Origin of the sequence: Neobacillus drentensis, from assembly GCF_036965645.1 — a bacterium.
Lineage (GTDB): Bacteria > Bacillota > Bacilli > Bacillales > Cytobacillaceae > Neobacillus > Neobacillus drentensis_D.
Genome location: NZ_JBALPZ010000034.1, coordinates 20,308 through 42,474 on the forward strand (window position 1 = coordinate 20,308; position 22,167 = coordinate 42,474).

Below are 22,167 nucleotides of genomic sequence, written 5' to 3' on the forward strand. Positions count from 1 at the left end.
AGGAGGGCTGTCTGAAGTCAGAGTAGGTTCGGACAGAAGCCTCGAGAATAAAAGGAAGATAGTCTGAAGCCAGGGCAGGTTCGGACAGGGGCCTTGAGAAAAAAAGGAGGGCTGTCTGAAGTCAGAGTAGGTTCGGACAGGAGCCTCGGAAATAGGAGGAGGGTAGTCCGAAGTCCGCTCATGTTCGGACAGGAACCTCATGAAATAGCGGTTCGCTGTCCAAAGGCGGGGCAAATTCGGACTGTCAGCATCCTCATAGAAAGGCTGATGACAGTCCGAATACCAAGACTAATGCAACTCCTTGATGCTTTTTCAAATGGTGATAACAACTTTTCCCTGCGCATGCCCCTCTTCAAAATACCTAAAGGCATCCGGCACCTCGCTCAACTCAAAGCATTTATCAATAACTGGTTTTACCTTGCCGGATTCAACGAGTTCCTTCATAAAAATTAGATCTTGCTGATTTGCCCTTTGTAAAAAGCTGCTCATTTTCTTACTCCCAATCATAGAAATCAAAGGACCCAGGGCCATGGCTTGAAACATTTGCGAGCCAGACCCTCCTACATGAACAAAAATACCGTTGGGATTTAAAGTACGCTTATAATCTGAAAGCGGGTGACTTCCGTTAACACCAAGAATCAGGTCATAACCCTCCGGCTTGTCAGTAAAGCTTTCCTTTGTATAATCAAGACAATGGTCTGCACCAATCGACTCCAGAATATCTAAATTTCTTGTACTGCATACCCCAGTTACTTCAGCGCCAAATGCTTTAGCAATTTGTACAGCAAACGTTCCGACTCCGCCAGAGGCACCATTAATTAATACCTTCTGCCCGGTCTGAATATTACCCTTATCCCGGAGACTCTGCAATGCGGTGACTCCCGCCATTGGTACCGCAGCAGCCTCCTCAAAGGACAAATTGGCCGGTTTTAGTGCTAAAGCATTTTCAGGAACAGATACATACTCGGCAAAACCAGCCCATCCACATAGAGATAAGTCGCCAAAAACTTCATCTCCGAGTTGAAACTGTTTCACATCTTTGCCAATAGCTTCGACCTGACCTGCTATATCACCTCCAGGAATGGAATATTTAGGTTTTAATAGACCAAAAGCAAAGCGGGCTAAGAACGGTTCTCCTTTCAAAAGAACAAGGTTGCCATAATTCAAGGATGCTGCATGAATTTTTACTAGTACATGATTGTCCCCCGGAACAGGTTTTTCCACTTCTGTTAATTTAAGAACGTCAGCCGGCCCATATTTGTTATAAACAATAGCTCTCATAATTCCCCTCCTAAACTCTTCAATATCTAATAATTATCGTAAAAAGTACTATAAAAGAACTACTCATTTGAAATGCCCACCTCTTCTTAATGAATTAGATTTTTCTCAGGCTAAAGAAGCTGGAAGAAAAAACAAAGTGAATTTATAATCTTATATAAAAGTGAAAGAGCTAGGCAAAAAATTGCATATACAAGGACAACATGGTAAGAAATAATTTAGAAGTAAAAGTATAAAGTGAACGAATAAGTTCAATCATTAAAAAATAGACGAAAAAAAGAGGGAGATAAATATGAACAATCTTACAAAATTTAAGATTTTAAGACCCACGGATGAAGTTTTTGAGGCGTTTGTTGATCCGTCCAAAATCGGAAACTTCTGGTTCTCATCGAGTTCTGAAAGATGGGAGCAAGGCAAAATCATTACAGTGAAATACGAAGAATACAATGCACAATTGGAAATAGAAATAATTGAAATCGAGGTCAGTAAGAAAATCAGGTTCCGGTGGGGTGCAAATGGAGAAGGTCACATTGTTACGATAACTTTAAAAGAAGTAGATCACTCAACTACCATCATTGAAATTCTTGAAAATGGATTCAATGAAAACGAGGCGGATTTTGTAAGTCAGCTGATAGACAATAAAGAGGGCTGGGTTTTTATGTTAAGCTGTCTTAAAGGCTATCTCGAATTCGGTGTCTCAAATTTAAGAGGCGGGTTAGTGAAAGATTAGTTGTTTTGTAAACGAGTCTACTATATAGATAGGTATAACTGAAGCAAAAGGTCGATCAGGGTATCATCCCGGACCAACCTTGCTTTAGTTATTTTTTTATCAGACCGCTATTCCTTAATCAATCCGATGTTTTAATAAATAGGACTCAATCCATTTAACCGAGTTTGTAATAATGTTAGACATTTTGCTGTAAAAGTTGCAGCTCTAGTTCTTCTATAAATAAAGGCAAGGATGGGTTTGTATTTTTTTTCTTCCAAGAGGCTAATACATCTACTTTAAAATCGTCCCCTTCAATGCTAATAAAACGAAGAGAAGGGGATGCGTATAGCTGAAGATATTTCGGTAGAATTGTTATACCAATTCCAGCATCCACCATCATTAACACAGCATCAATTTGTGAAGCTGTATTTACCAAGTTTGGAGAAAACCCATGATTGGCACATGCAGCCAGCAATAGATCAAACCCTGGAGGGGATTCTTCCCTTTCCAGCATGACAAAGGGTTCTTCTACTAATTCTTCGATGTTTATATTCGTCCGATCCGCAAGTGGGTGGTCCTGATGTAAGATAATGCAATGGGGCTGAGTCCATAAGGTTTTATATTCCAGTCCACCAATACTTTGTAATCCTAGTGAAAGTGTGAAGGCAATATCAAGTTCATCGGACTTCAATTTTTCAATTATTTGCCCAAGATGATAATAGTTCAACCGAATATTCACCTTTGGATATTTCTTTCTGAATTTTCGAATTAATGGGGGCAGAAATTCCCTTACCGGCACGCTCAATAAGCCAATATTAATGGTACCAATTAACCCTTCCTCAGCTTGCCTGGCATTTACGAATGACGCATCAAGCCTTTTTATAATTTCCCTTGCCTCTTTCAAAAAAACAGTGCCGGCTTCTGTTAATTGAACGGAATGCTTAGTTCGATGGAAAAGTTTTACACCTATCTTTTTTTCTAAATAGGCAATCTGTTGACTCACTGCAGGTTGTGCTACATATAGCTGCTTAGATGCCTCCGTGAAATTTAAGTGTTCAGCAACTGATATGAAATATCGTAATGGTCGTAAGTCCATTATACAGCCCTCCCCATTCCTAAAAACTCATTAAATGATGAATCTATTATAATAGGAATCTTTAAATGGAACAAAGGTTATAAGCAAAATCTTATTACGGAGATAGATTTCTGATATTTCCAAAAATAACGAAATTTATATATCATTTTACCTAAGGAAGACAACATAAAGGCAGTTAAATAAAAATGGCCGTCTCGGTGTAGGAGTATTGGAGGGATAGAATCGTAAACCGTAACATAGATTTTTGGAATTATGAATTAATCATAAAGGAGGCAGGTAGGTTTTGAACCAGTTAACTACACAATTAACTCATGAAGAAGCAGTGGAACGTGCTAGAGAGATAGCTTCTCAGCTAAAATCACGTTTTAAGTTATCAGAAGAAATTTGCCGTCAGCCAGAAGAAACGATTCAGGACTTTATCGATGCAGGGCTTATTCGGGCAATGGTCCCTAAACATTGGGGCGGCCATGAGCTGGATTTTAATACCTTGTTTAGAACTGGTGTGGAAATAGCGAAAGCGGATCCTTCAGCAGGTTGGTGTTATACGCTCTTGGTCGTCCATTCATGGATGCTTGCTTACTTTCCAGAGGAAGCGCAGCGCTATGTGTGGGCGAAAAACTTAGATGCAACGATTGCATCTTCATTTGCTCCATTTCCAACGAATGAAGTAAAGCCAGTTGATGGCGGATATCAAATCAGCGGTACATGGGGTTTCTCATCAGGGATTAATCACAGTGATTATGTCATGATTCAGGGGAATGTTGGATTGAATCCAGAAACTGGATTAGCCAATGAAGTTATCTTGATGCTGGTGCCTAAAGAGGATTTTGAAATTCAACAATCATGGAAAACGGTTGCGCAAAGGGGAACAGGCAGCAATAATATATTACTTAAAAATGTATACGTTCCCAAACACAGAACCATTGATATGATTGCCTGGTGTCAAAAGGGAGAGGGGCCTGGCAGAAGAACAAATACAAATCTCCTTTATAGCCACCCTCTATATGCAGCAATGCCAGTTTGCTTAACATCAGCTTTACTGGGCGCAAGCATCGGCGCTTACGAAGTATGGAGAGACGGTATGAAAAGTAAGCTCAGCACCAGAAATACAAAGGTGGCCGATTTTACTCATCAACAAATCCGAATCGCAGAAGTTTCGGCTAAATTAGCAGCTGCTGAAGCACTGTTAGAAAAAACAGTATCAAGACTAAGCACTGGCCAACCCATCGATACCCATGAAAAATTACGTATTCGCCGTAATTTTGGATATGTAGCGAAAATGTGCAATCATGCCGTCAAAACCATAATGGATCATAGCGGAGCCGGCGTTATTTTTGAAGGAAATCCTTTAAACCGTTATTGGAGAGATGTCCAAGCATCGTCTATGCATATCACGTTTAACTTTGATTGGTTAGGTGAAATGTTCGGGAAGATGGAGTTAGGAGTCCCTCTTAGTCCCAAAGATTTTTTAATCTCCTAAAATAAGCAATTAGCAAAAGGAGGTATTTTATTGAATCAGTTAACGGAACAATTAACGCATGAAGAGGCAATCGAACGGGCTAGAAATTTAGCAATCCAGATTAAACCGCGCTTTAAATTAACGGAGGAACTCTCTCGTCAACCACAAGAAAATATTCAGGACTTCATCACTTCCGGGCTTATCAGGATAATGACTCCAAAACGCTGGGGCGGATATGAACTGGGGTTTGATACCTTGTTTAGAACTACCGCGGAAGTAGCAAAAGCCGATCCTTCGGCAGGATGGTGCTACACGCTCTTGGTCATCCATTCATGGATGCTTGCATATTTTCCGGAAGAGGTGCAGGGTGAAGTTTGGGAAAAGGATCTCGATGCCCGTATCGCATCTTCTTTTAATCCCTTTCCAACGAACAAAGTGATTTCCGTAGACGGCGGCTATCAACTTAACGGCCAATGGGGTTTTTCATCCGGTATCGAACATAGTGATTGGGTAATGGTTATGGGATTTGTTGATGTAGATCCAAGTGATGGGGCACCTAAGGAAGTGTTAATGATGATGGTGCCAAAGGAAGACATAGAGGTTCAAAAAACATGGAAAACCGTTGCCACAAGGGGAACGGGCAGTAATAATATTTTACTGGAAAATGTATTTGTACCTAAGCATAGAACCTTGGATATGATTGGCTGGTGCCAAAAGGGAGAAGGACCAGGAAGAAAAATAAATACAAGTCTTATTTATAGCCACCCTTTATTTGCGGCAATGCCAGTCAGCTTAACATCGGCATTGTTAGGTGCAAGTCAGGGTGCCTATGAGCTGTGGACGGATACGATGAAAAATAAAGTCAGCACCAGAAATTCAAAGGTGGCAGATTTTACCCATCAACAGATCCGGATTGCAGAAGTTTCAGCTATATTAGCTGCTGCCGAAGGACTATTAGAAAAAACAATCACCAGGCTTACTAATGGGGAACCCATTGACACCTATGATAAATTGAGTAATCGCCGAAATTACGGGTATACGGCAAAACTGTGCAACCAAGCAGTCAAAACAATTGTTGATCATAGCGGGGCTGGGATTATCTATGAAGGAAACCCTATCAACCGTTATTGGAGAGATGTTCAAGGCTCGTCAATGCATTACGCTTTTAACATGGATATGCTGGGCGAGATGTTTGGAAAACTTGAGTTAGGAATACCGCTTAATCCAAAAAGTTCATTAATAGTATAAAAATAAATGTAATCGGAGGATATGAATATGCGTTTAGCAACAGTAAGTATCGAGGGTGAACAAAGAATTGCAGCAGTAGTGAATGAAGAATATATTGATTTGAACAAAGCATGTGAACTTTTATTTGAAAGCAAGGGACAGGCCCGTGCAAAGCAAATCGCCGAAGCCTATATTCCGCCTAATATGATTGGCTTTTTGCAAGGCGGGGAAGATAGTACGAATCTTGCAAAAGAAAGTATTGAATATGTCCAGAACAATGATTTTTCAGAAGAAGTGAAAAGAAAACTGTATTATCAAGGTAAACAAGTAAAGCTGGAGTCACCCATTCAAAAGCCTGAAAAAATCATTTGCGTAGGATTGAACTATCGCGAACATATTGAGGAAATGGGACGAGAAATTCCAACCATCCCGGTTGTGTTCGCAAAATATAACAATACCATTATTGCCCCTGGCGATCCCATTTTAAAACCAAAAGTCTCAGATGCTCTTGATCATGAAGCTGAATTGGTTGTCGTAATCGGGAAGAAAGGCAAGTACATCTCAGAAGAAGAGGCAATGGATTACGTTGCAGGATATACTGTCGGCAATGAGGCAACCATCCGTGATTTCCAAAAGCGCACCAAAGAATGGCTGCAAGGTAAGACGTTTGATACAACCCTGCCATTAGGACCTCATTTGGTAACAAAAGAGAGCCTGCCAAATCCTGACAACTGTGATTTAGTTCTAACACTAAATGGAGAGGAACGTCAACGCTCTAATACTAAAAATCTAGTATTTACGATTCCTTATCTTATCAACTTCTTATCCAATATTATGACTCTAGAAGTTGGTGACATTATTTGTACCGGAACGCCTGGTGGAGTAGGTCAAGCCAGAAATCCTCAGTCTTGGATGAAGCATGGAGATATCGTACGTGTGGAAATTGAAGGTATTGGCGCTTTAGAAAATCCAATTGTGAATGAATAAATGGTAAAGGATGATGAAAAATGGCAGGTCCAGTTAGAGTTACCCCTGAAATGGAAGCGTTTCATCAAAAAGTATCAAAAGATGGGCTTGAACCATTATGGATGGCAGCTCCTGAGGTAATGCACAGACAGCCCAAATCGAAACCGATTCCGTATATATGGAAAAGAGAAGTAATCGAGCGTCATATGAAAAAAGCGGCAGAAATCATTTCCTTTGAAAACGGCGGCGACCGAAGGGTATTGATGTTAATTAATCCGGGCATGCGGGATTTGGAGCCGTACGGTTGGGGGGCTACTACCCAAACATTGTCGGTTTGCGTTCAAATCTTGCTTCCTGGAGAGGAAGCCCCACCTCATCGCCATACGCAGACAGCGATTCGCTATATCGTTGAAGGGGAAGGCGCTTATAGTGGAGTAGATGGGGAAAAGGTGTATATGTGCGAAGGTGACTATGTCATTACTCCAAAGGGTTTATGGCACGAACATGAGCACGAAGGGACAGATCCAATGATGTGGATGGACTGTCTGGATACACCGCTAATCTATTATTTACACGGAACCTTCTTTGAGGGAAGTCCCGTGAAAAAGCAGTCTATTACAAGAAAACCGAGTGTGGATAAATATCAGGGCGGTATGGTTAGGCCGCTTGGCGATCATCAGCCGAGCAAGGCTCCGCTGCCAGTGTACAGATACCATTCGACACTTGCCGCTCTGAAAGGTTTGAGCAATCACTACGAGCCGGATCCTGTTGAAGGATATGTGGTGGAATACATTAATCCGTCAAATGGACAATCGGCCAATGAAAACATAGGGGCATGGCTGCAAAAATTGCCTGTCGGGTTTCATGGAAAAGCCCACCGCCATGTTAACAGCGTTGTATACCATATTAAAGAAGGAAAAGGATTTACCTTGATTGATGGCGTTCGATTTGATTGGGAAAAAGGCGATTATTTGGTAATCCCAACATGGGCTGTACATGAGCATGTTAATACATCCGAAAGAGACGATGCAATATTGTTCTCTACCAATGATATTCCAATCTTTGAGAGGATGGAATTGCAAAGGGTCGAGGAATATACGGAAAACAGTGGATATCAGGAGGAGATTGGACAGAATAATCCCGCTCAGGCTGAACCGTTGTTGAAGAAATGAGGGGGATGTCATGAAGCTTGGATATAGAATTCTTCCTTCAAAACGATATGTAAGTCAAAAGATCGTTAAGGCTTTTTCGGAAATTCCGACCTCCATCATTAGTGATTGCATGGAAAAAATGTTTGCCATGGATAGCAAAATTAGACCCTTTCATCCTAAACCAATGATGGCAGGACATGCGATTACCATCCATTGTCCGCCAGGAGACAATTTGGTTCTCCAAAAGGCAATTGAATTAGCAGAGCCGGGGGACGTTTTAATCATGAATACTGGGGGGAATACATCCCAGGCACCAGTCGGTGAAATTGTGGTAAGCAACAGTATTAGAAGAGGTGTGGTTGGACTGGTCATCGATGGAGCTATCCGTGATAGTGATATTCTGCCAACGCTTTCGATTCCTGTCTTTGCAAAAGGTGTTACCCATCGAGGCTGTTATAAAGATGGCCCTGGTGAAATTAACGTGACCATTGCCTGCGGCGGCGTTGTTGTTCGGCCGGGAGACTTAGTCGTTGGAGATAGCGATGGAGTAGTCATTGTACCTCATGAAGAAGCCGAGGGGCTATTACCTAAGTTACTTAAAATGGTCGAGAAGGAAGAGAAATTGCTCGAACAAATTCGAAATAAGACTGTCGACCGCTCATGGGTGGACCAAGAACTGATTGATAAAGGATATACGTTTTAAGATATAGGAAGATTACAAGAGCTCAGGATGATCTCCTGGGCTGCTTGAAAATACCATTAAAAGAGGATCTTATAAGGCAGTTGTGCCTCCTAAATGGAGGTATGTAGTAGAGTAGGTGATGATTGTGTTTGATCTGGAGATTTCCCTCTTGCTATTTATAATGCTTGCTGGATTGCTTTCTGGATTTGGGAAGACAACGGGGCTTAATGTATTGGGGATCTTTACAATGACGTTGCTAAGCTTGTTTTTACCAGCAAAAGAAGCAGTTGGGATTTTACTGCCAATTCTTTTAATGGGAGATCTCATTGCGGTGACCTATTATCGGCGGACAGTGGCTTGGAGGCATTTATTCTCCTTAGTTCCTTGGATATTGGCAGGTATCATCATTGGATATTTTGTTTTGATGAAAATCAACAATGAACAACTCAAGATTTTACTAGGGATCATGATTATAGGGCTTAATCTTTTTCAGGTCATTAGAGACTTGGCAGGTTCACGGATGGTTCAGGCGTTACCAAGCTCAGTCTGGTTTATCGGATTGATAGGAATTCTGGCAGGTTTCACCACGATGATTGGAAATGTTGCTGGATCCGTAATGGCCGTCTATTTATTAGCGCAGCGTCTGCCTAAGAATGTTTTTGTCGGAACAGGAGCTTGGTTTTTCCTTTTTGTAAATGTGATTAAAGTTCCTTTTTATGTCCATTTGGGCATGGTTACCTCGAGTTCAATGTTAGTTGATCTCATGGTCATTCCCGGAATCGCCATCGGAACTTTTATTGGTATAAAGGTGCTGCCTCTTATTCCGCAGCAAATGTTCAAATGGATTATTTTAGCACTGGGAACTCTTGGGGCTATTAAATTAATTTTTTCAGGAGCACTCCATTTTTTCCTTATCACAGGTGTGGTCTTTTTAGCCGCTGGAATCATCGCACTGCTTTTTAGGAACCGAAATACCTTTGATGTGAAAGAACAGCAGCAAAGTACTGATATCAATAAGTAATAAATACAAGAATACTAGTAAATAGAATCTACTAACAGGAGGTAATTTTTAGTATGGATGATCGTCAATTTCGTAATGCAATGGGTAAATTTGCAACAGGTGTAACAGTAATCGCAACAGAAGTGGCAGGTGAAGGAATTCATGGCATGACAGCAAATGCATTTATGTCCGTGTCATTAGATCCAAAGCTTGTTGTGATATCGATTGGACAAAAAGCAAAAATTCTTTCCAAAATTAGAGATAGTAACCTTTTTACAGTAAATATATTGGCAGCAAATCAACAAGAGCTTTCAATGATTTTTGCCGGGCAGCTGAAGGAACACAAGGAAGTTGTGTTTGACCGTCTCGATGGGAAACCAGTCCTTCCTGGTTCGGTTGTCCAGATTGCCTGTGAGGTTTCAGCCGAGCATGTCGAAGGTGATCACACACTATTTATTGGAAAAGTAACCGATATCCATATTGAAGATGCAGAACCACTAGTTTTTTACAGTGGACGCTATCGTTCATTAAAAGAAGATCAGCCTGTCAACGTGTAGGCACTTGAAGGGAGACTGTATGAAAACGATTCATTTGAACCGAGATAACTTACGAATCTGGCAGGAACAAGCAGAACCAACTGTGATGGCACTTGGATGTTTTGACGGTCTTCATATAGGACATTGTGAAGTTATTTTGACTGCTATGGAAAAGGCGAAGGAAAAAAAAGTCCAGCTGGCCGTGATGAGCTTCTTTCCCCACCCTAAAACAGTTCTCACAAATGGAAAAAAACAGATTCGCTATTTAATGCCCTTATCTGAAAAAGAGAAGAGGCTTCAAAGCTTAGGTGTGGACGTATTCTATATTGTTGATTTTGATATAGAATTTGCTAGTCTTTCCCCAGAACAGTTTGTTGTCCAATATTTAGCTCAGTTGGGCGTTATTCATGCAGTCGCTGGTTTTGATTTTTGTTATGGAAGCCGTGGGGCAGGTAATCTGGATCGGCTGAACCGTGATTCAGAGGGAAGAATCGACATAACCAAAGTGGAAAAGGTTACGTACCGTGGAGAAAAAATTAGCAGCTCCTGTATCCGTGAAAGATTGTTAGCAGGCAATGTCGAGGAGCTGCCGCATTTTATGGGTTCCTTCTATGAAGTAAAATGTGATTGGGATGGAATAGAATTAACACCTCAACCGTACTATACACTGCCTGCTCCCGGGTGTTATGCTGTTACGCTGAAAAATAAGTTGAATTCCCTGAAAACGGAGATAGTGGTACTTCCATCTCCATCTCATGATGTTCCAACATTAACATGTACAAGAGAAATTCCTCCCTCGCTCAAAGGGGAATTGTCCATTGTTTGGCAAAGTCTTATTATGGAAGAAGCTGTTGAAGCAGTTGATAAGAGAAAACTGACTCATAGTTTTTAGGTTTAATCTTCCGCAAATGCTCGGGATGCAATCCCTTTGAAAGTTACGAATGAAAGATGCCTTTAGTGTTCATATCCGGCAGTGAAAAAGGAGAAATCATATGAAGATAGATGAAGGTATTGGGTATATTGAGTTACATTCTGTTGTAAATGAGATACCGCTGGTTTTTCGTCCTACCGTTATTTGGGATGATAAGGATGTCATTCTAATCGACACAGGATACCCTGGACAATTCGAGGCGATTCGCGATCAGTTGGCAAAGCTTACACCAGGCAGACTAACCAAAATTATCATTACTCACCATGATTATGACCATATTGGCAGCCTATATGAGGTCATTAGCGGTTTTAATCACAAAATTGAAGTATTTGCCAATGAGCTTACCAAACCATATATACAAGGAGAAAAAAAATTAATGAAAACTGGGGTTACTGTGCCAGTTATTCAAGTTGATACGACCATTACAGATGGTCAGGTATTACCATTTTGCGGTGGGATTTCTGTGATTTTTACACCCGGACATACTCCAGATCACTTAAGCCTGTACCATCATGCTGCCAAAACCTTGATATCGGGTGATGCCCTAACAGCAGATCAAGGTCAATTACAATATCCCACTAAAAAGTTCACCCTTGATATGGATCAAGCCATTCAATCTATTACTAGGTTCCTTGATTATGAGATTGATAAAGCCATTTGTTTTCATGGCGGCGTTTGTAAAAATCAGGTCATGGAACGTCTAGCAGCCTTAGCCGCAGGAAAAGTGACCTCAGATCAATAAGAATAAGGGATGTTTTTAGCCCATCCCTTATCATTACTTTATTTTATTTTTCAGTTCTAGCATAAATTCTTTCATGATCACTGGAAAATGGTTTGTTTTTGGCAAGACACTAAGTAAGTAGGTTTTACTATAATCTGTGTCTGTATCAACATATGGAATAGTAACGATATCACCACTTAACACTAACGGGTCATTCCGAATCCAAAATTCTGAATAGATACCTGCTGCAATATTATTGGCTATGAGGTTTTTTATCACATCATGATTATTCGAATAAAAAACAACGTTTCCTTCCCCGTAATCTAAAAATAATTTATTCCAAAATCTCTCTGCAAATTTTTCATTTCGTATCACTAAAGGCTGGCGAATTAATTCTTCAGGGCCCACTGTTTTGTTATAAGCAAGTGGCGAATATTTACTAACACAAACCATGACACTTGACTGCAGCAATACTTCGAATTTTATTCTTGGGTCATCTATCTTCAATGTTTCGTCTGTACCTAGAACAAGTCCAATATCAAATAGATTATTTTTTATGGCTTCGATGATATTATGGGTATCATTTTCATTAATTTCTATCCGCACATTAGGAAATTCTCTCCTAAAAGAATAAAGAAGTTCAGGAAGAAAGGTGGAAAAGTAAATGGTGGAGGCTGCTATTTTGAGATCCCCTTTTAGCATAGCTGCTTCTTGACCAATGTTCTTCAATTCCTTTAGCTTATTCATAATCTCAAGGGATAATTTAATAACTGCTTTTCCTTCCGTAGTACATTTGCTTCCTGAACGCGAGCGATTGAAAATCGTCAGACCCAGTTCAGATTCCAAACTGGCAATAGCCTGACTGATAGCAGAATGAGATACATGAAGTTTTTCCGCTGCCTTTGCAATCGTTCCTTGCTCAGAAACTTCAATAATATACTGAAGTTGTTCAATATTCAATTTCTTCACCTACTCTACTAAATTTGCTAGAGGAATCATGGGGACGGTTCTCGTGCTTCCTTTGAAGCACAAGAACCGTCCCCATGCTCCTACTTTTATTGTAAGTTTTAATTACATAATTGTAAATATTGTTAACTTTATCTTTATTGTAAATTATCATACAATTTATATGAATAGTTTTCGATGAAAGGAGGGGAAAAGATACAATGATCACTAAAAAAATCCGTATTCAATTTGTCGATACAGATGCATCTGGGCGTATCCATTACAGTGCGATCTTCCGTTATTTTGAAATCATGGATCATGACTTTTTTAGACGTATTGGTTATTCCTATAAAAAAATTTTTCAACTAGGGTTAGATATGCCGCGAGTCCATGTGGAATGCAGCTATTTAGGGAATATCGAATATGATGATGAGTTAGAAGCACAAGTGTCGATTTCAAAAATCGGCAATTCTTCTTACACTCTTGCATTTGGCTTTTTTAAAGAAGATAAACTTGTAGCTAAGGGAAGTCTTACAAACGTGTTTATCGATCGTTCATCAAGCAAATCCATACAGATCCCCGAGTCTATTAAATCAGAATTAGTCAATCATCTTGAGCCTGTTTCGGTTTAGTCATTATAAAGAAGTAAGAATGGTAGAGGTGTCCAAAGGGCAGCCTCTTTTTATAATTCATTTCACTACTTAAGTAAGTATTTCTTAATATATATGTAAGAAACGTTAACTTTACTTATCGAAAAAGCAGTTATAAAATTTAAATAAATCAGATAATTGAAAGCGCTTCTCGCAAGCTGAATAAAAGTAAAATAAGAAAAAAGTTAGAAAGACGCTATCTTAATAGATTTCCAGATAATTAGAAATAGGAGGATGAAAGTTATGGACAAGGTATTTGATTCCCTTCAAGATGCCATTCGGGACATCCAGAACGGTTCCACGTTGGTTGTTGGTGGATTCGGTCTTTCTGGGATACCTGAGAATTTAATTCTGGCACTTCGTGATCAAGGAAGCAGAGATTTGACCGTGGTTAGTAACAACTGTGGAGTGGATGGCTGGGGGCTGGGTTTACTGCTTGAAAACAAGCAGATTCGTAAGATGGTAGCTTCTTATGTAGGTGAAAACAAAACATTTGAAGCCCAATTTTTAAGTGGGGAGATTGAAGTAGAACTTGTTCCTCAAGGAACGCTAGCTGAAAGAATCCGTGCTGGCGGTGCTGGTATCCCGGCCTTCTATACAGCAACAGGAGTTGGGACGCCGATTGAAGAAGGGAAAGAATTAAAAGAGTTCGATGGCCGAACATACCTAATGGAAAGAGGAATTGTAGGGGATTACGCGTTAGTGAAAGCATGGAAAGCGGATCCGTATGGGAATCTAGTTTTTCGTAAAACCTCCCGTAACTTTAATCCATTAGCAGCAGCTGCCGGCAAGATCACTATAGTGGAAGTAGAAGAGTTAGTCGGAATGGGGGAACTTGACCCAGATGAAATTCATACTCCAGGTATATATGTGCAGCGAATTGTAAAAGGGGATGTGTTTGAAAAGCGAATTGAGCGTCTAATGGTTCAAAGCACAATAGGAGGGAAGGCCAGTGAGTGACAGCCGTTTAGATATTGTCAAAAAAGCTGTTCAGGAAATTAAAAATGGTATGAATGTAAATCTAGGAATTGGAATGCCAACATTGATTGCGAATTACATACCAAAAGAATATAAAGTCATGCTGCAATCCGAAAATGGTTTACTCGGAATCGGGCCGTATCCAAATGAAGGAGAAGAAGATGCTGATTTAATCAATGCTGGTAAGGAAACTGTAACTGCGGTGCCAGGGGCTTCATTTTTTGATAGTGCAGAATCCTTTTCGATGATTCGTGGAGGTCATATTGATTTAGCTATTCTAGGTGGTATGGAGGTTTCTGAGGCAGGTGATCTAGCAAACTGGATGATTCCTGGGAAAATGGTTAAAGGAATGGGCGGCGCCATGGATTTGGTCAGCGGTGCCAAACGAATTGTTGTCATCATGGAGCACGTCAATAAACATGGCGAGTCTAAGGTAAAACGCTCCTGCACATTGCCGTTAACAGGCAAAGGAGTCGTGCACCGATTGATAACGGATTTGGCTGTATTCGATTTTAATGCACATGGAATGGAATTGATCGAGCTGCAAGAAGGGGTAACTCTTCAGGAAGTCTATGAGAAGACCGAGGCCCACTATATCGTAAATCCTAATGTTTTTGAAGCTTTAAAGATGAAAAGCATTTAAATTGAAAAACTTATTCATACGTCAGCAGCCTTAGCAATTTGGGAGGTGATGGTCGGAACAGGGCAGGTCATCGTTTTGGATACGGTTGTATGACTAGTTTAATATAAACCATTCAATATAGGAGGCTTTTAATATGGCAAAGAGAAAAATTATTGTAACGGTAGCACCTACCAGTAACTTTCACGGAAAGGAAGCTAATCCTGCGCTTCCAGAGCAGCCAAAGGAAATTGCAGAAGAAGTTTATCGTTGTTTAAATGCTGGTGCAGCGATTGCTCATATCCATGCACGGGATATAAACGGTATTCCAACAAATGATGTGAGTGTTTTCAAAGAAATTAAATCTGAAGTCACAGCAAAAAGTAATATTATTACACAATTTAGTACGGCTCCTGCGATGGTACCAGAAAGTCATATCGATGATGGCCTGCTGGTATTAGATGCAGAACCGGAAATGGCCTCACTTGATTGCGGGCTAATGCAGGCATATACTGGGAAATTTATAAAACCTACTTTATGGGACCGCGATTGGCTGATTAATGCGGCAAAGAAGATGAAAGAAAAGAATATTAAACCTGAATTAGAAATATTTAATCATGCACAGCTTGAAGACGTGTTAAACATTTTTATGCCAATGGGTATCATCGATAGTCCGGCTTCCTTTAACTTTGTTTTCGGTATGCAGAAGATCAATCAGGGATCTATTCAATTCAGTATGGAAAACTTAACTCATATGGTGCGTAAATTGCCTTCCAATGTATTCTTCGGGGCAATGGGTATTGCAGCCCAGCAGCATCAAGCAACAATCGCTTCTTTACTTCTTGGCGGGAATGTCCGTGTTGGATTTGAAGATAACATTTACTATAGAAGAGGTGAGCTTGCGACGAGCAATGCGCAGCTTGTAGAAAGAATCGTTGGCATTGCCACTGATTTAGGCTATGAAATTGCAACACCTGATGAAGCAAGAGAGATGCTTGGAATTAAGAAAGTAGAAGCAACAAAGAGTATTTAAGCTGATTGAAAAAGGAGTAACAGTGACAAACCATAATAAAGAATGATGTCAGGCATTCTAGATTTGTTACTCCTTATGTTTTACTAATTTGATAGTTAATCAAGGACAAAGACTTGGAGGATACTCAGGTGAAATTTTACGATTTGAGCGTTTACTGGGAAAGCAATCCTTATGCCGAACCTTGGCCGCCAAAGGTTGAATTCTCAAACAGTACGGAAGAAGCGGTAAAGCTGGCGAAAAAGCTGGATATAAGTCCAAATGATTTTCAAGACGGTCTAGCGTTAGCTGTAGAGAGTGTCAACGCTGAAGTTTTTACCCACATCGGCACCCACTGTGACGCGCCCATTCACTTTGGACCGACTACTGCAGGACAGCCCTCCCGCACCATTGATGAACTCCCTCTTGAGGATTTTTATGGCGACGGTGTCATTCTGGATATGCGGCATAAGGAACCTAGAAGCGGCATCACTTTGGAAGATGTACTGAAATCACTTTCCGAGATGGAATATAGGATCAAACCTAAGGACATCGTATTAATCATGACAGGTTATGATAAGCACATCTATGATGAAAAGTATTTAAGAGATCAGCCAGGTATGACTGGAGAAGCAACCGAATGGCTGATAGATCAAGGAGTTAAGCTTATGGGGATTGACGCCTACACATTTGACAGGCCGTTTGGAGCAATGGTAGAGGACGTAAAAGCTGGAAATAAGAGTGCGTTATTCCCTGCACATTTTATCGGCCGTAAAAAAGAGTATTATCATATTGAGAAATTAGGCAACCTTGACAAGGTACCGGTAAAACACGGCTTTAAGTTTTGCGCATTTCCGATTAAAGTCAAGGGCGGGACTGCTGGTTCTGTACGTGCAGTAGCAATGATTGAATAAATGATCGTATAAAAGAATTATACGAGGAGGTTTTATGGAAATACGTCAATTGCGTTATTTCATCTCCGTTGCAGAACATTTGAATTTTACAGAGGCCGCCAAGCAGCTTTTTGTTGCGCAGCCAGCTGTTAGCCAGCAGATTGCTAGTTTAGAAAAAGCAATTGGTCTCAAGCTTTTTCTGCGAGATAAGCATTCGGTGCAATTGACCCCCGCTGGCAGAGTCTTTTTGAATGACGCAATTGAAATGTTAAATAAATCTGAAGAAGCTGTTATAAAAGCCAAAAAAGCTGCATGGGTGAAGTTGGACAATTAAGTATTGGTTTTTTAAATGCACCGGTTAAAAATTTCTTACCTGGATTAGTTAAGAAGTTTAGAAGAAAGTTCCCTCATATACAATTTAGTCTTAATCATTATCAAACTGGACAGATTGTTGAAAAGTTAAAAAACGCTGAAGTTGACATAGCCTTTACGATGTCATTTAGACCCCAAGACATTGCCGAGTGGCAGCACAAAACATTGTTTTCACAGCCTTACTGTGTATTTATGAATGTGGAGCATCCTCTTGCCAGGAAAGATCGTATTTCCATTAATGATCTTGCCGAAGAGCCATTCGTGATGCTCGATAGAAAAGAATCTCCACAAGGATACGACCACTTATTCACTCTTTTTGCAAATCATTGTTTTTTACCGAATATCGCTATTCATGCGGAACGGATTGAAACCGTATTAATGTTTGTTGAGGCTGGATTAGGAATTGCAGTTCTCCCCAAGCATCTGCAAGTATACGCTAGTCCTTCCCTTCGATTAATAGAAATAGAGGAATGGGATCATAGCGTAGATATCATTGTTGCTTGGAAACAATCCAATTCAAACCCATCTATCCCTTTGTTTTTAAATGAGCTGGACTCAATTATATTTGGTAATAAATGATTTTTATAACCGAGATAATTTTTAGATATTTCAAATTGTTTTTGCTGTCTAGTAAAATGTATCTGTGTAAGGAGGCCTATATTTTTTAAAAGGGATTTAAAAGTGTTATATTTCTATAATTTACAGAAAATTCTTGCAGGAAACAAATTGGTTTGGTATATTAAAAACAAACTGGTCGGTATAGAGGGATTTCAATAATGGCAGCATAAACAGAATCGCTGACCATCTTCAGTAACACTAGAAGAATGTTACTTAAAGATGATACTGAAAGCGTTAACAACCAAATCCTCTTTTGACCAGTTTTGGATGCAAGTTAATAGCATTCAATAAAAAAATTGGCTTCACCTGATGGTAGAAAAAAAATAGAAGGAGTTGTTTCTATTGGAAAATCAGACTCTTCAAGATGTAAAGCTTAGTGACGGCACAAAGATTAACGATCTTGTTAACGCTGACAAAGGAATTATCTCACCAAGGATATTTTCAGACGCAGAGATTCATCAGCTTGAGCTTGAAAAAATTTTTGCAAAGGTATGGAACTTTGTTGCCCATGAGACAGAGATCCCGAATAAAGGTGACTTTGTCACACGATATATCGGTAACGATCGTGTGATTGTTGTTCGGGAAGAAACGGATAAAATTAATGTTTTACTAAATGTCTGTATGCACAAAGGAATGCATCTTTGCCGTACTGACTCCGGGAACAGTAAAAACTTCCGTTGTATCTATCATGGTTGGACATATAAAACAGACGGATCCCTAGTGGGAGCCCCGGCCGCTAAAGAAGCATATAAAGGTGCTTTTGAAAAAAATAATTTTAAATTGGTAAATGCCCGGGTAGAAACATACGCAGGTCTTGTTTTTGCAACATTTAACGAGGATTCTCCTTCTCTTGATGAATGGCTTGGGGATGCAAAGTTTTACTTGGATTGTTATTTTGACAGAACACCACAAGGGATGGAAGTCGTTGGGCCCCCGATGCGTTGGGTGATTAACGCTAACTGGAAATCTGCAGCAGACAATTTTGCTTCCGATTCTTACCACACTTTGATGACACATTACTCTGGCGTTGAGTTAGGGCAGCTGCCTCCCAATCCTATGTTTGCAAGCCATGGAGTTCAAGTGGCTTTGGAAAATGGCCATGGAATTGGAATTGTTGGAGCTCCGCCAAACATACCGCTGCCTGAGTATTTAGCTTTACCCGAAGAAGTTGTGACAGAAGTCAAAAAGAAACTGACGGAACAACAGATAGAAACGTTAAGAAGATCTAACTTTGTACCCGGAAATATCTTTCCTAATCTTTCAATCTTAAATGTTATGCAGCTTCCTGGATTAGAAGAAAACGAAGCACCTATTCCTTTCTTGAGCATGCGTGTATGGATTCCAAGAGGTCCGCAAGAACTTGAACTTATCAGCTGGTTTCTTGTTGAAAAAGAAGCTCCTCAATGGTTTAAAGATCAAAGCAGGGATAATTATATTCGTAATTTTGGGGCTAGTGGAATGTTCGAAGCAGATGATGCTGAAATTTGGACAGGTATTGCCAGGGTCACCCATGGAGTAACAGCACGTCAAAAGTTAAAGCTCCAATATATTATGGGACTAGAAGCGGATCATGATCCCAAAGATTGGCCTGGACCAGGGAAAATTACTCATACGACCTATACGGAAGAAAATTCCCGCAATTTCTTTGGCCAATGGGCGAAATTAATGTCAGAAGAATAAGGAAAGACTGAGTGATAAATTCATGGGAGGGTTCGATATGAATGGCAAAATCGATTTGAGAAGCAAACCGCTAGGGTTTAATGATCCTCTGTATTTAGAAGCCTATGGTTTTTTAGTGACCGAGGCCGCTTTTTTGGACAATAATCAATTTCAAGATTGGAAATCCATGTTAAGTGAAGATTTACTCTATACCATGCCAGTTAGGACTACTCATGAAAATGTCTTCCAAACGCAATTTTCTAAAGAGATGTTTCATTTTTATGAAAACTATAAGTCTATTGGATTGAGAATTAGACGGATGGAAACAGAGTTTGCCTGGGCAGAAGATCCAGCATCAAGGGCACGCCGCTTTGTGACAAATGTGCGCGTTTCGGAGCTTGATGATAATAAATTGGATGTGAAGAGTTATTTATTAGTCACACGCAGCAGGCTTGACGCGACCGACTCTCAATTACTCTCAATGGAACGATGCGACATATTAGAACAAACTGATAATGGTTTGAAATTGTTAAAGCGTGAAATATATGCTGATTCAACCATCATTGGAATGAAAAATCTGCAGATTTTCCTATAATACTTACAAGTAAAGATTCTATCATAACGGAACAGTTATGTAACCGCTTTATTTAGTGAAGGAGTGTTAGATATGAGTCAGCAGCCTTTAGTAAAAAAACCTTTACTAGGAACAAACGATATCAATCAAGTTTGTTTTGTTGTTAAGGATATTGAAAAGGCATCCGTATCCTGGGCCAGGCTCCTTGGTACGGTGGTTCCACAACCTTTTGTAACTGCGTCAGAGGAATTCTCACAAGTTAAATATTATGGCGAGCCTACTCCAGCAAGAAATAAATTAGCCTTTTTTAACACACCAGGAGTACAAATTGAACTGGTTGAACCAGATACAGTACAAAACCTGATGCGAGAGTGTTTAGACAGAGGTGGGGAAGGCTATAATCATTTTGCTGTTGACGTAGAGAAGATTTCAGAAACATTAGAAACCATGTCCGAAAAATATACCGTTGCTCAAACCGGCGAGTTTTATCCTGATAAAGGCCGCTATGCGTTCCTTGCAACACGCGAGAAGTATAAAACGTTAATTGAATTGTTAGAACATGAAGGACCAAAGCCGGATGGCTCTTTGTCACCACTGACAGGTGACAGCCAATATGAAGGCAGGCCTTTACTAGGAACAAACACAATTGCGCAAATTGCTTTTGTTGTTCGTGATGTGAAAGAAGCCCAAAAGGCTTGGTGCAGCATGCTAGGGGTGGAACCTTCGACTGTTTTTCATTCAGGCTATGAAGGTGTAAATAAGGTATCGACGTACAATGGCCAGCCTACAACTGGAAGAAGCCATTTTACATTCATACAAACGCCGCGCATCCAGGTTGAAATAGTTCAGCCGGACAGCGACTCGCCAAGTACATGGCTTGAACATTTAGAAAAACATGGAGAAGGATTGCACCATATTGCATTTTTTGTAGACAGTGTTGATGAGAAGCGAGATTTATTAAACAGCCTCGGTTTCCCAACTATTCAAGAAGGACTTTTCTATGATGGCTCAGGTAAATACGCCTATATGGATACAACTTCTGAATACTCAGTGATTATTGAGCTGCTAGAAATGTTCAAATAAGGATGGAGGGGTAACAATGGGAATTGAAAAGTTGGCGCATGCAGAGCTCAGAGTACCAGATATAACTCAAGCGGTTGAATACAATGTCAATGTGTTTGGTCTCAGAGAGATTGATAGAATTGGTGAAACTGTTTATTTGGGGTGTGGCTTTGATAATAATTACGATTTAGCTCTAACACCAGGTGGAACAGGAATTCCCCATTTCGCCTTTCAAGTAAACAATGAAGATGATTTAAAATTGTATAAAAGGCGAGTGGAAAACTATGGAATTAAAGTAGAAGAGCGCACCGATGCAGAACCAGGGGAGAAAAAAGCCATTTGTTTTGATTTACCTGCTACAAATATCCCCATTCGGATGGAATTAATCACCGTAGCGGACCGCCCAGCCTATTTTAATCCAGCTTCTAGCCCAAACAGAACATTAATTGGAGCAGGCGCTCATGATCTTGATCATCTCGGCCTAAAGGTAGCAAATTCCAATAAGGTAGCAGAGTTTTTAGAAACCGCTTTAGATTTTAAAATGTCGGATATATTTATGCCGGCTCCAGGCGTATATGGTGCTGTATGGTCACGCGTTAAGGATTATCACCATGAGTTAGCCTTTATGTCGGGGGTAGGTGGTCCGACAGAATCGTTAGATCATATTGCCTTTTATTTTGAAAATATCGACCACATGAAAAGAGCGCTGGATATGCTCGCCATGCATGACCTGAAACTCGAGTTTGGAATAGGCAGACATGCGCTGGGGGCTAATCTGTATGCTTACTTTTGGGCATGTGGAAATCGCTATGAATTAAGTGCGGAAATGCCCCGGGTAGTAGATGACCATGCAGAAACAGTATTTTGGAATGATATCACCAAATCAATGAGTTCATGGGGCGTCCAAATGCCAGCCTCATTTAAAAACGGATCTTGATTCGTTTTATGCTTATGGCTCTGTTAAACGACATTGTTTTTTATACTCTGTTGATTGGAACGGATACGCTCGACTTCTGCGGGAGTACGGGGCAG

General features: G+C 40.3%; 24 protein-coding genes. 21 read left to right on the plus strand and 3 right to left on the minus strand.

Annotation, left to right across the window (positions count from 1 at the left end):
• Positions 1–312: 312 nt before the first annotated feature.
• Entirely contained in the window at positions 313–1,281 is a 969-nt protein-coding gene (locus V7266_RS06465) for an NAD(P)-dependent alcohol dehydrogenase (RefSeq protein ID WP_335466810.1), read from the minus strand.
• A gap of 289 nt (positions 1,282–1,570) precedes the next feature.
• Here V7266_RS06465 and V7266_RS06470 point away from each other — a divergent pair, with 289 nt between their 5' ends.
• Complete coding sequence (locus V7266_RS06470) at positions 1,571–2,008, plus strand: SRPBCC domain-containing protein (RefSeq protein WP_335466812.1); 438 nt, start codon at positions 1,571–1,573, stop codon at positions 2,006–2,008.
• 175 nt (positions 2,009–2,183) lie between these two features.
• Here V7266_RS06470 and V7266_RS06475 read toward each other — a convergent pair whose 3' ends face one another.
• Positions 2,184–3,083, minus strand: a complete 900-nt coding sequence (locus V7266_RS06475) for a LysR family transcriptional regulator (RefSeq protein WP_335466813.1) — start codon at positions 3,081–3,083, stop codon at positions 2,184–2,186.
• A gap of 283 nt (positions 3,084–3,366) precedes the next feature.
• Here V7266_RS06475 and V7266_RS06480 point away from each other — a divergent pair, with 283 nt between their 5' ends.
• From V7266_RS06480 to V7266_RS06520, 9 genes are all read left to right on the plus strand, one after another.
• Positions 3,367–4,563 carry an acyl-CoA dehydrogenase family protein gene (locus V7266_RS06480; RefSeq protein WP_335466815.1) on the plus strand — a complete coding sequence of 399 codons (1,197 nt, stop codon included), beginning with the start codon at positions 3,367–3,369 and terminating at the stop codon, positions 4,561–4,563.
• A gap of 30 nt (positions 4,564–4,593) precedes the next feature.
• Complete coding sequence (locus V7266_RS06485) at positions 4,594–5,790, plus strand: acyl-CoA dehydrogenase family protein (protein ID WP_335466817.1); 1,197 nt, start codon at positions 4,594–4,596, stop codon at positions 5,788–5,790.
• 27 nt (positions 5,791–5,817) lie between these two features.
• The gene (locus V7266_RS06490; protein WP_335466818.1) at positions 5,818–6,756 is read left to right on the plus strand and encodes a fumarylacetoacetate hydrolase family protein; all 939 of its coding nucleotides are present in this window, start codon (positions 5,818–5,820) and stop codon (positions 6,754–6,756) included.
• A 20-nt stretch (positions 6,757–6,776) separates the two neighbouring features.
• Positions 6,777–7,907, plus strand: a complete 1,131-nt coding sequence (locus V7266_RS06495; protein WP_335466819.1) for a cupin domain-containing protein — start codon at positions 6,777–6,779, stop codon at positions 7,905–7,907.
• Positions 7,908–7,917: 10 nt separating this feature from the next.
• The gene (locus V7266_RS06500; protein ID WP_335466821.1) at positions 7,918–8,589 is read left to right on the plus strand and encodes an RraA family protein; all 672 of its coding nucleotides are present in this window, start codon (positions 7,918–7,920) and stop codon (positions 8,587–8,589) included.
• Positions 8,590–8,737: 148 nt separating this feature from the next.
• The gene (locus V7266_RS06505; protein ID WP_335466823.1) at positions 8,738–9,589 is read left to right on the plus strand and encodes a sulfite exporter TauE/SafE family protein; all 852 of its coding nucleotides are present in this window, start codon (positions 8,738–8,740) and stop codon (positions 9,587–9,589) included.
• A 53-nt stretch (positions 9,590–9,642) separates the two neighbouring features.
• Positions 9,643–10,125 carry a flavin reductase family protein gene (locus tag V7266_RS06510; protein WP_335466825.1) on the plus strand — a complete coding sequence of 161 codons (483 nt, stop codon included), beginning with the start codon at positions 9,643–9,645 and terminating at the stop codon, positions 10,123–10,125.
• A gap of 19 nt (positions 10,126–10,144) precedes the next feature.
• The gene (locus tag V7266_RS06515) at positions 10,145–10,996 is read left to right on the plus strand and encodes an FAD synthetase family protein (RefSeq protein ID WP_335466827.1); all 852 of its coding nucleotides are present in this window, start codon (positions 10,145–10,147) and stop codon (positions 10,994–10,996) included.
• Positions 10,997–11,096: 100 nt separating this feature from the next.
• A complete protein-coding gene (locus tag V7266_RS06520) occupies positions 11,097–11,777 on the plus strand; it encodes an MBL fold metallo-hydrolase (protein ID WP_335466828.1) in 681 nt (226 codons plus the stop codon).
• A gap of 33 nt (positions 11,778–11,810) precedes the next feature.
• On the opposite strand, the gene V7266_RS06525 is transcribed toward V7266_RS06520, so the two are convergent.
• The gene (locus tag V7266_RS06525; protein WP_335466830.1) at positions 11,811–12,716 is read right to left on the minus strand and encodes a LysR family transcriptional regulator; all 906 of its coding nucleotides are present in this window, start codon (positions 12,714–12,716) and stop codon (positions 11,811–11,813) included.
• Between the two features lie 206 nt (positions 12,717–12,922).
• Between V7266_RS06525 and V7266_RS06530 the strand changes: the two genes are divergently transcribed.
• The 11 genes from V7266_RS06530 (at position 12,923) to V7266_RS06580 (ending at position 22,072) form a co-directional block, all read left to right on the plus strand.
• A complete protein-coding gene (locus tag V7266_RS06530; RefSeq protein WP_335466831.1) occupies positions 12,923–13,333 on the plus strand; it encodes an acyl-CoA thioesterase in 411 nt (136 codons plus the stop codon).
• Positions 13,334–13,594: 261 nt separating this feature from the next.
• Complete coding sequence (locus tag V7266_RS06535) at positions 13,595–14,311, plus strand: CoA transferase subunit A (RefSeq protein WP_335466832.1); 717 nt, start codon at positions 13,595–13,597, stop codon at positions 14,309–14,311.
• A complete protein-coding gene (locus V7266_RS06540; RefSeq protein WP_335466834.1) occupies positions 14,304–14,972 on the plus strand; it encodes a 3-oxoacid CoA-transferase subunit B in 669 nt (222 codons plus the stop codon). The genes V7266_RS06535 and V7266_RS06540 overlap by 8 nt, the downstream gene beginning before the upstream one ends.
• Positions 14,973–15,105: 133 nt before the next feature.
• Positions 15,106–15,981 (plus strand): 3-keto-5-aminohexanoate cleavage protein, encoded by an 876-nt coding sequence (locus V7266_RS06545; RefSeq protein ID WP_335466836.1) that lies wholly within the window; start codon positions 15,106–15,108, stop codon positions 15,979–15,981.
• Positions 15,982–16,109: 128 nt separating this feature from the next.
• Positions 16,110–16,871 (plus strand): cyclase family protein, encoded by a 762-nt coding sequence (locus tag V7266_RS06550; protein ID WP_335466838.1) that lies wholly within the window; start codon positions 16,110–16,112, stop codon positions 16,869–16,871.
• 34 nt (positions 16,872–16,905) lie between these two features.
• Entirely contained in the window at positions 16,906–17,184 is a 279-nt protein-coding gene (locus tag V7266_RS06555) for a LysR family transcriptional regulator (protein ID WP_335466840.1), read from the plus strand.
• Complete coding sequence (locus V7266_RS06560; RefSeq protein ID WP_335466842.1) at positions 17,163–17,801, plus strand: LysR family substrate-binding domain-containing protein; 639 nt, start codon at positions 17,163–17,165, stop codon at positions 17,799–17,801. The genes V7266_RS06555 and V7266_RS06560 overlap by 22 nt, the downstream gene beginning before the upstream one ends.
• Positions 17,802–18,182: 381 nt before the next feature.
• Positions 18,183–19,520, plus strand: a complete 1,338-nt coding sequence (locus V7266_RS06565) for an aromatic ring-hydroxylating oxygenase subunit alpha (protein WP_335466843.1) — start codon at positions 18,183–18,185, stop codon at positions 19,518–19,520.
• 37 nt (positions 19,521–19,557) lie between these two features.
• Positions 19,558–20,094, plus strand: coding sequence for an aromatic-ring-hydroxylating dioxygenase subunit beta (locus V7266_RS06570; RefSeq protein ID WP_335466844.1), 537 nt, complete (start codon positions 19,558–19,560; stop codon positions 20,092–20,094).
• A gap of 72 nt (positions 20,095–20,166) precedes the next feature.
• A complete protein-coding gene (locus tag V7266_RS06575; RefSeq protein ID WP_335466845.1) occupies positions 20,167–21,156 on the plus strand; it encodes a VOC family protein in 990 nt (329 codons plus the stop codon).
• 16 nt (positions 21,157–21,172) lie between these two features.
• Positions 21,173–22,072 carry a VOC family protein gene (locus tag V7266_RS06580; RefSeq protein WP_335466846.1) on the plus strand — a complete coding sequence of 300 codons (900 nt, stop codon included), beginning with the start codon at positions 21,173–21,175 and terminating at the stop codon, positions 22,070–22,072.
• The last annotated feature ends 95 nt before the right edge of the window (positions 22,073–22,167 follow it).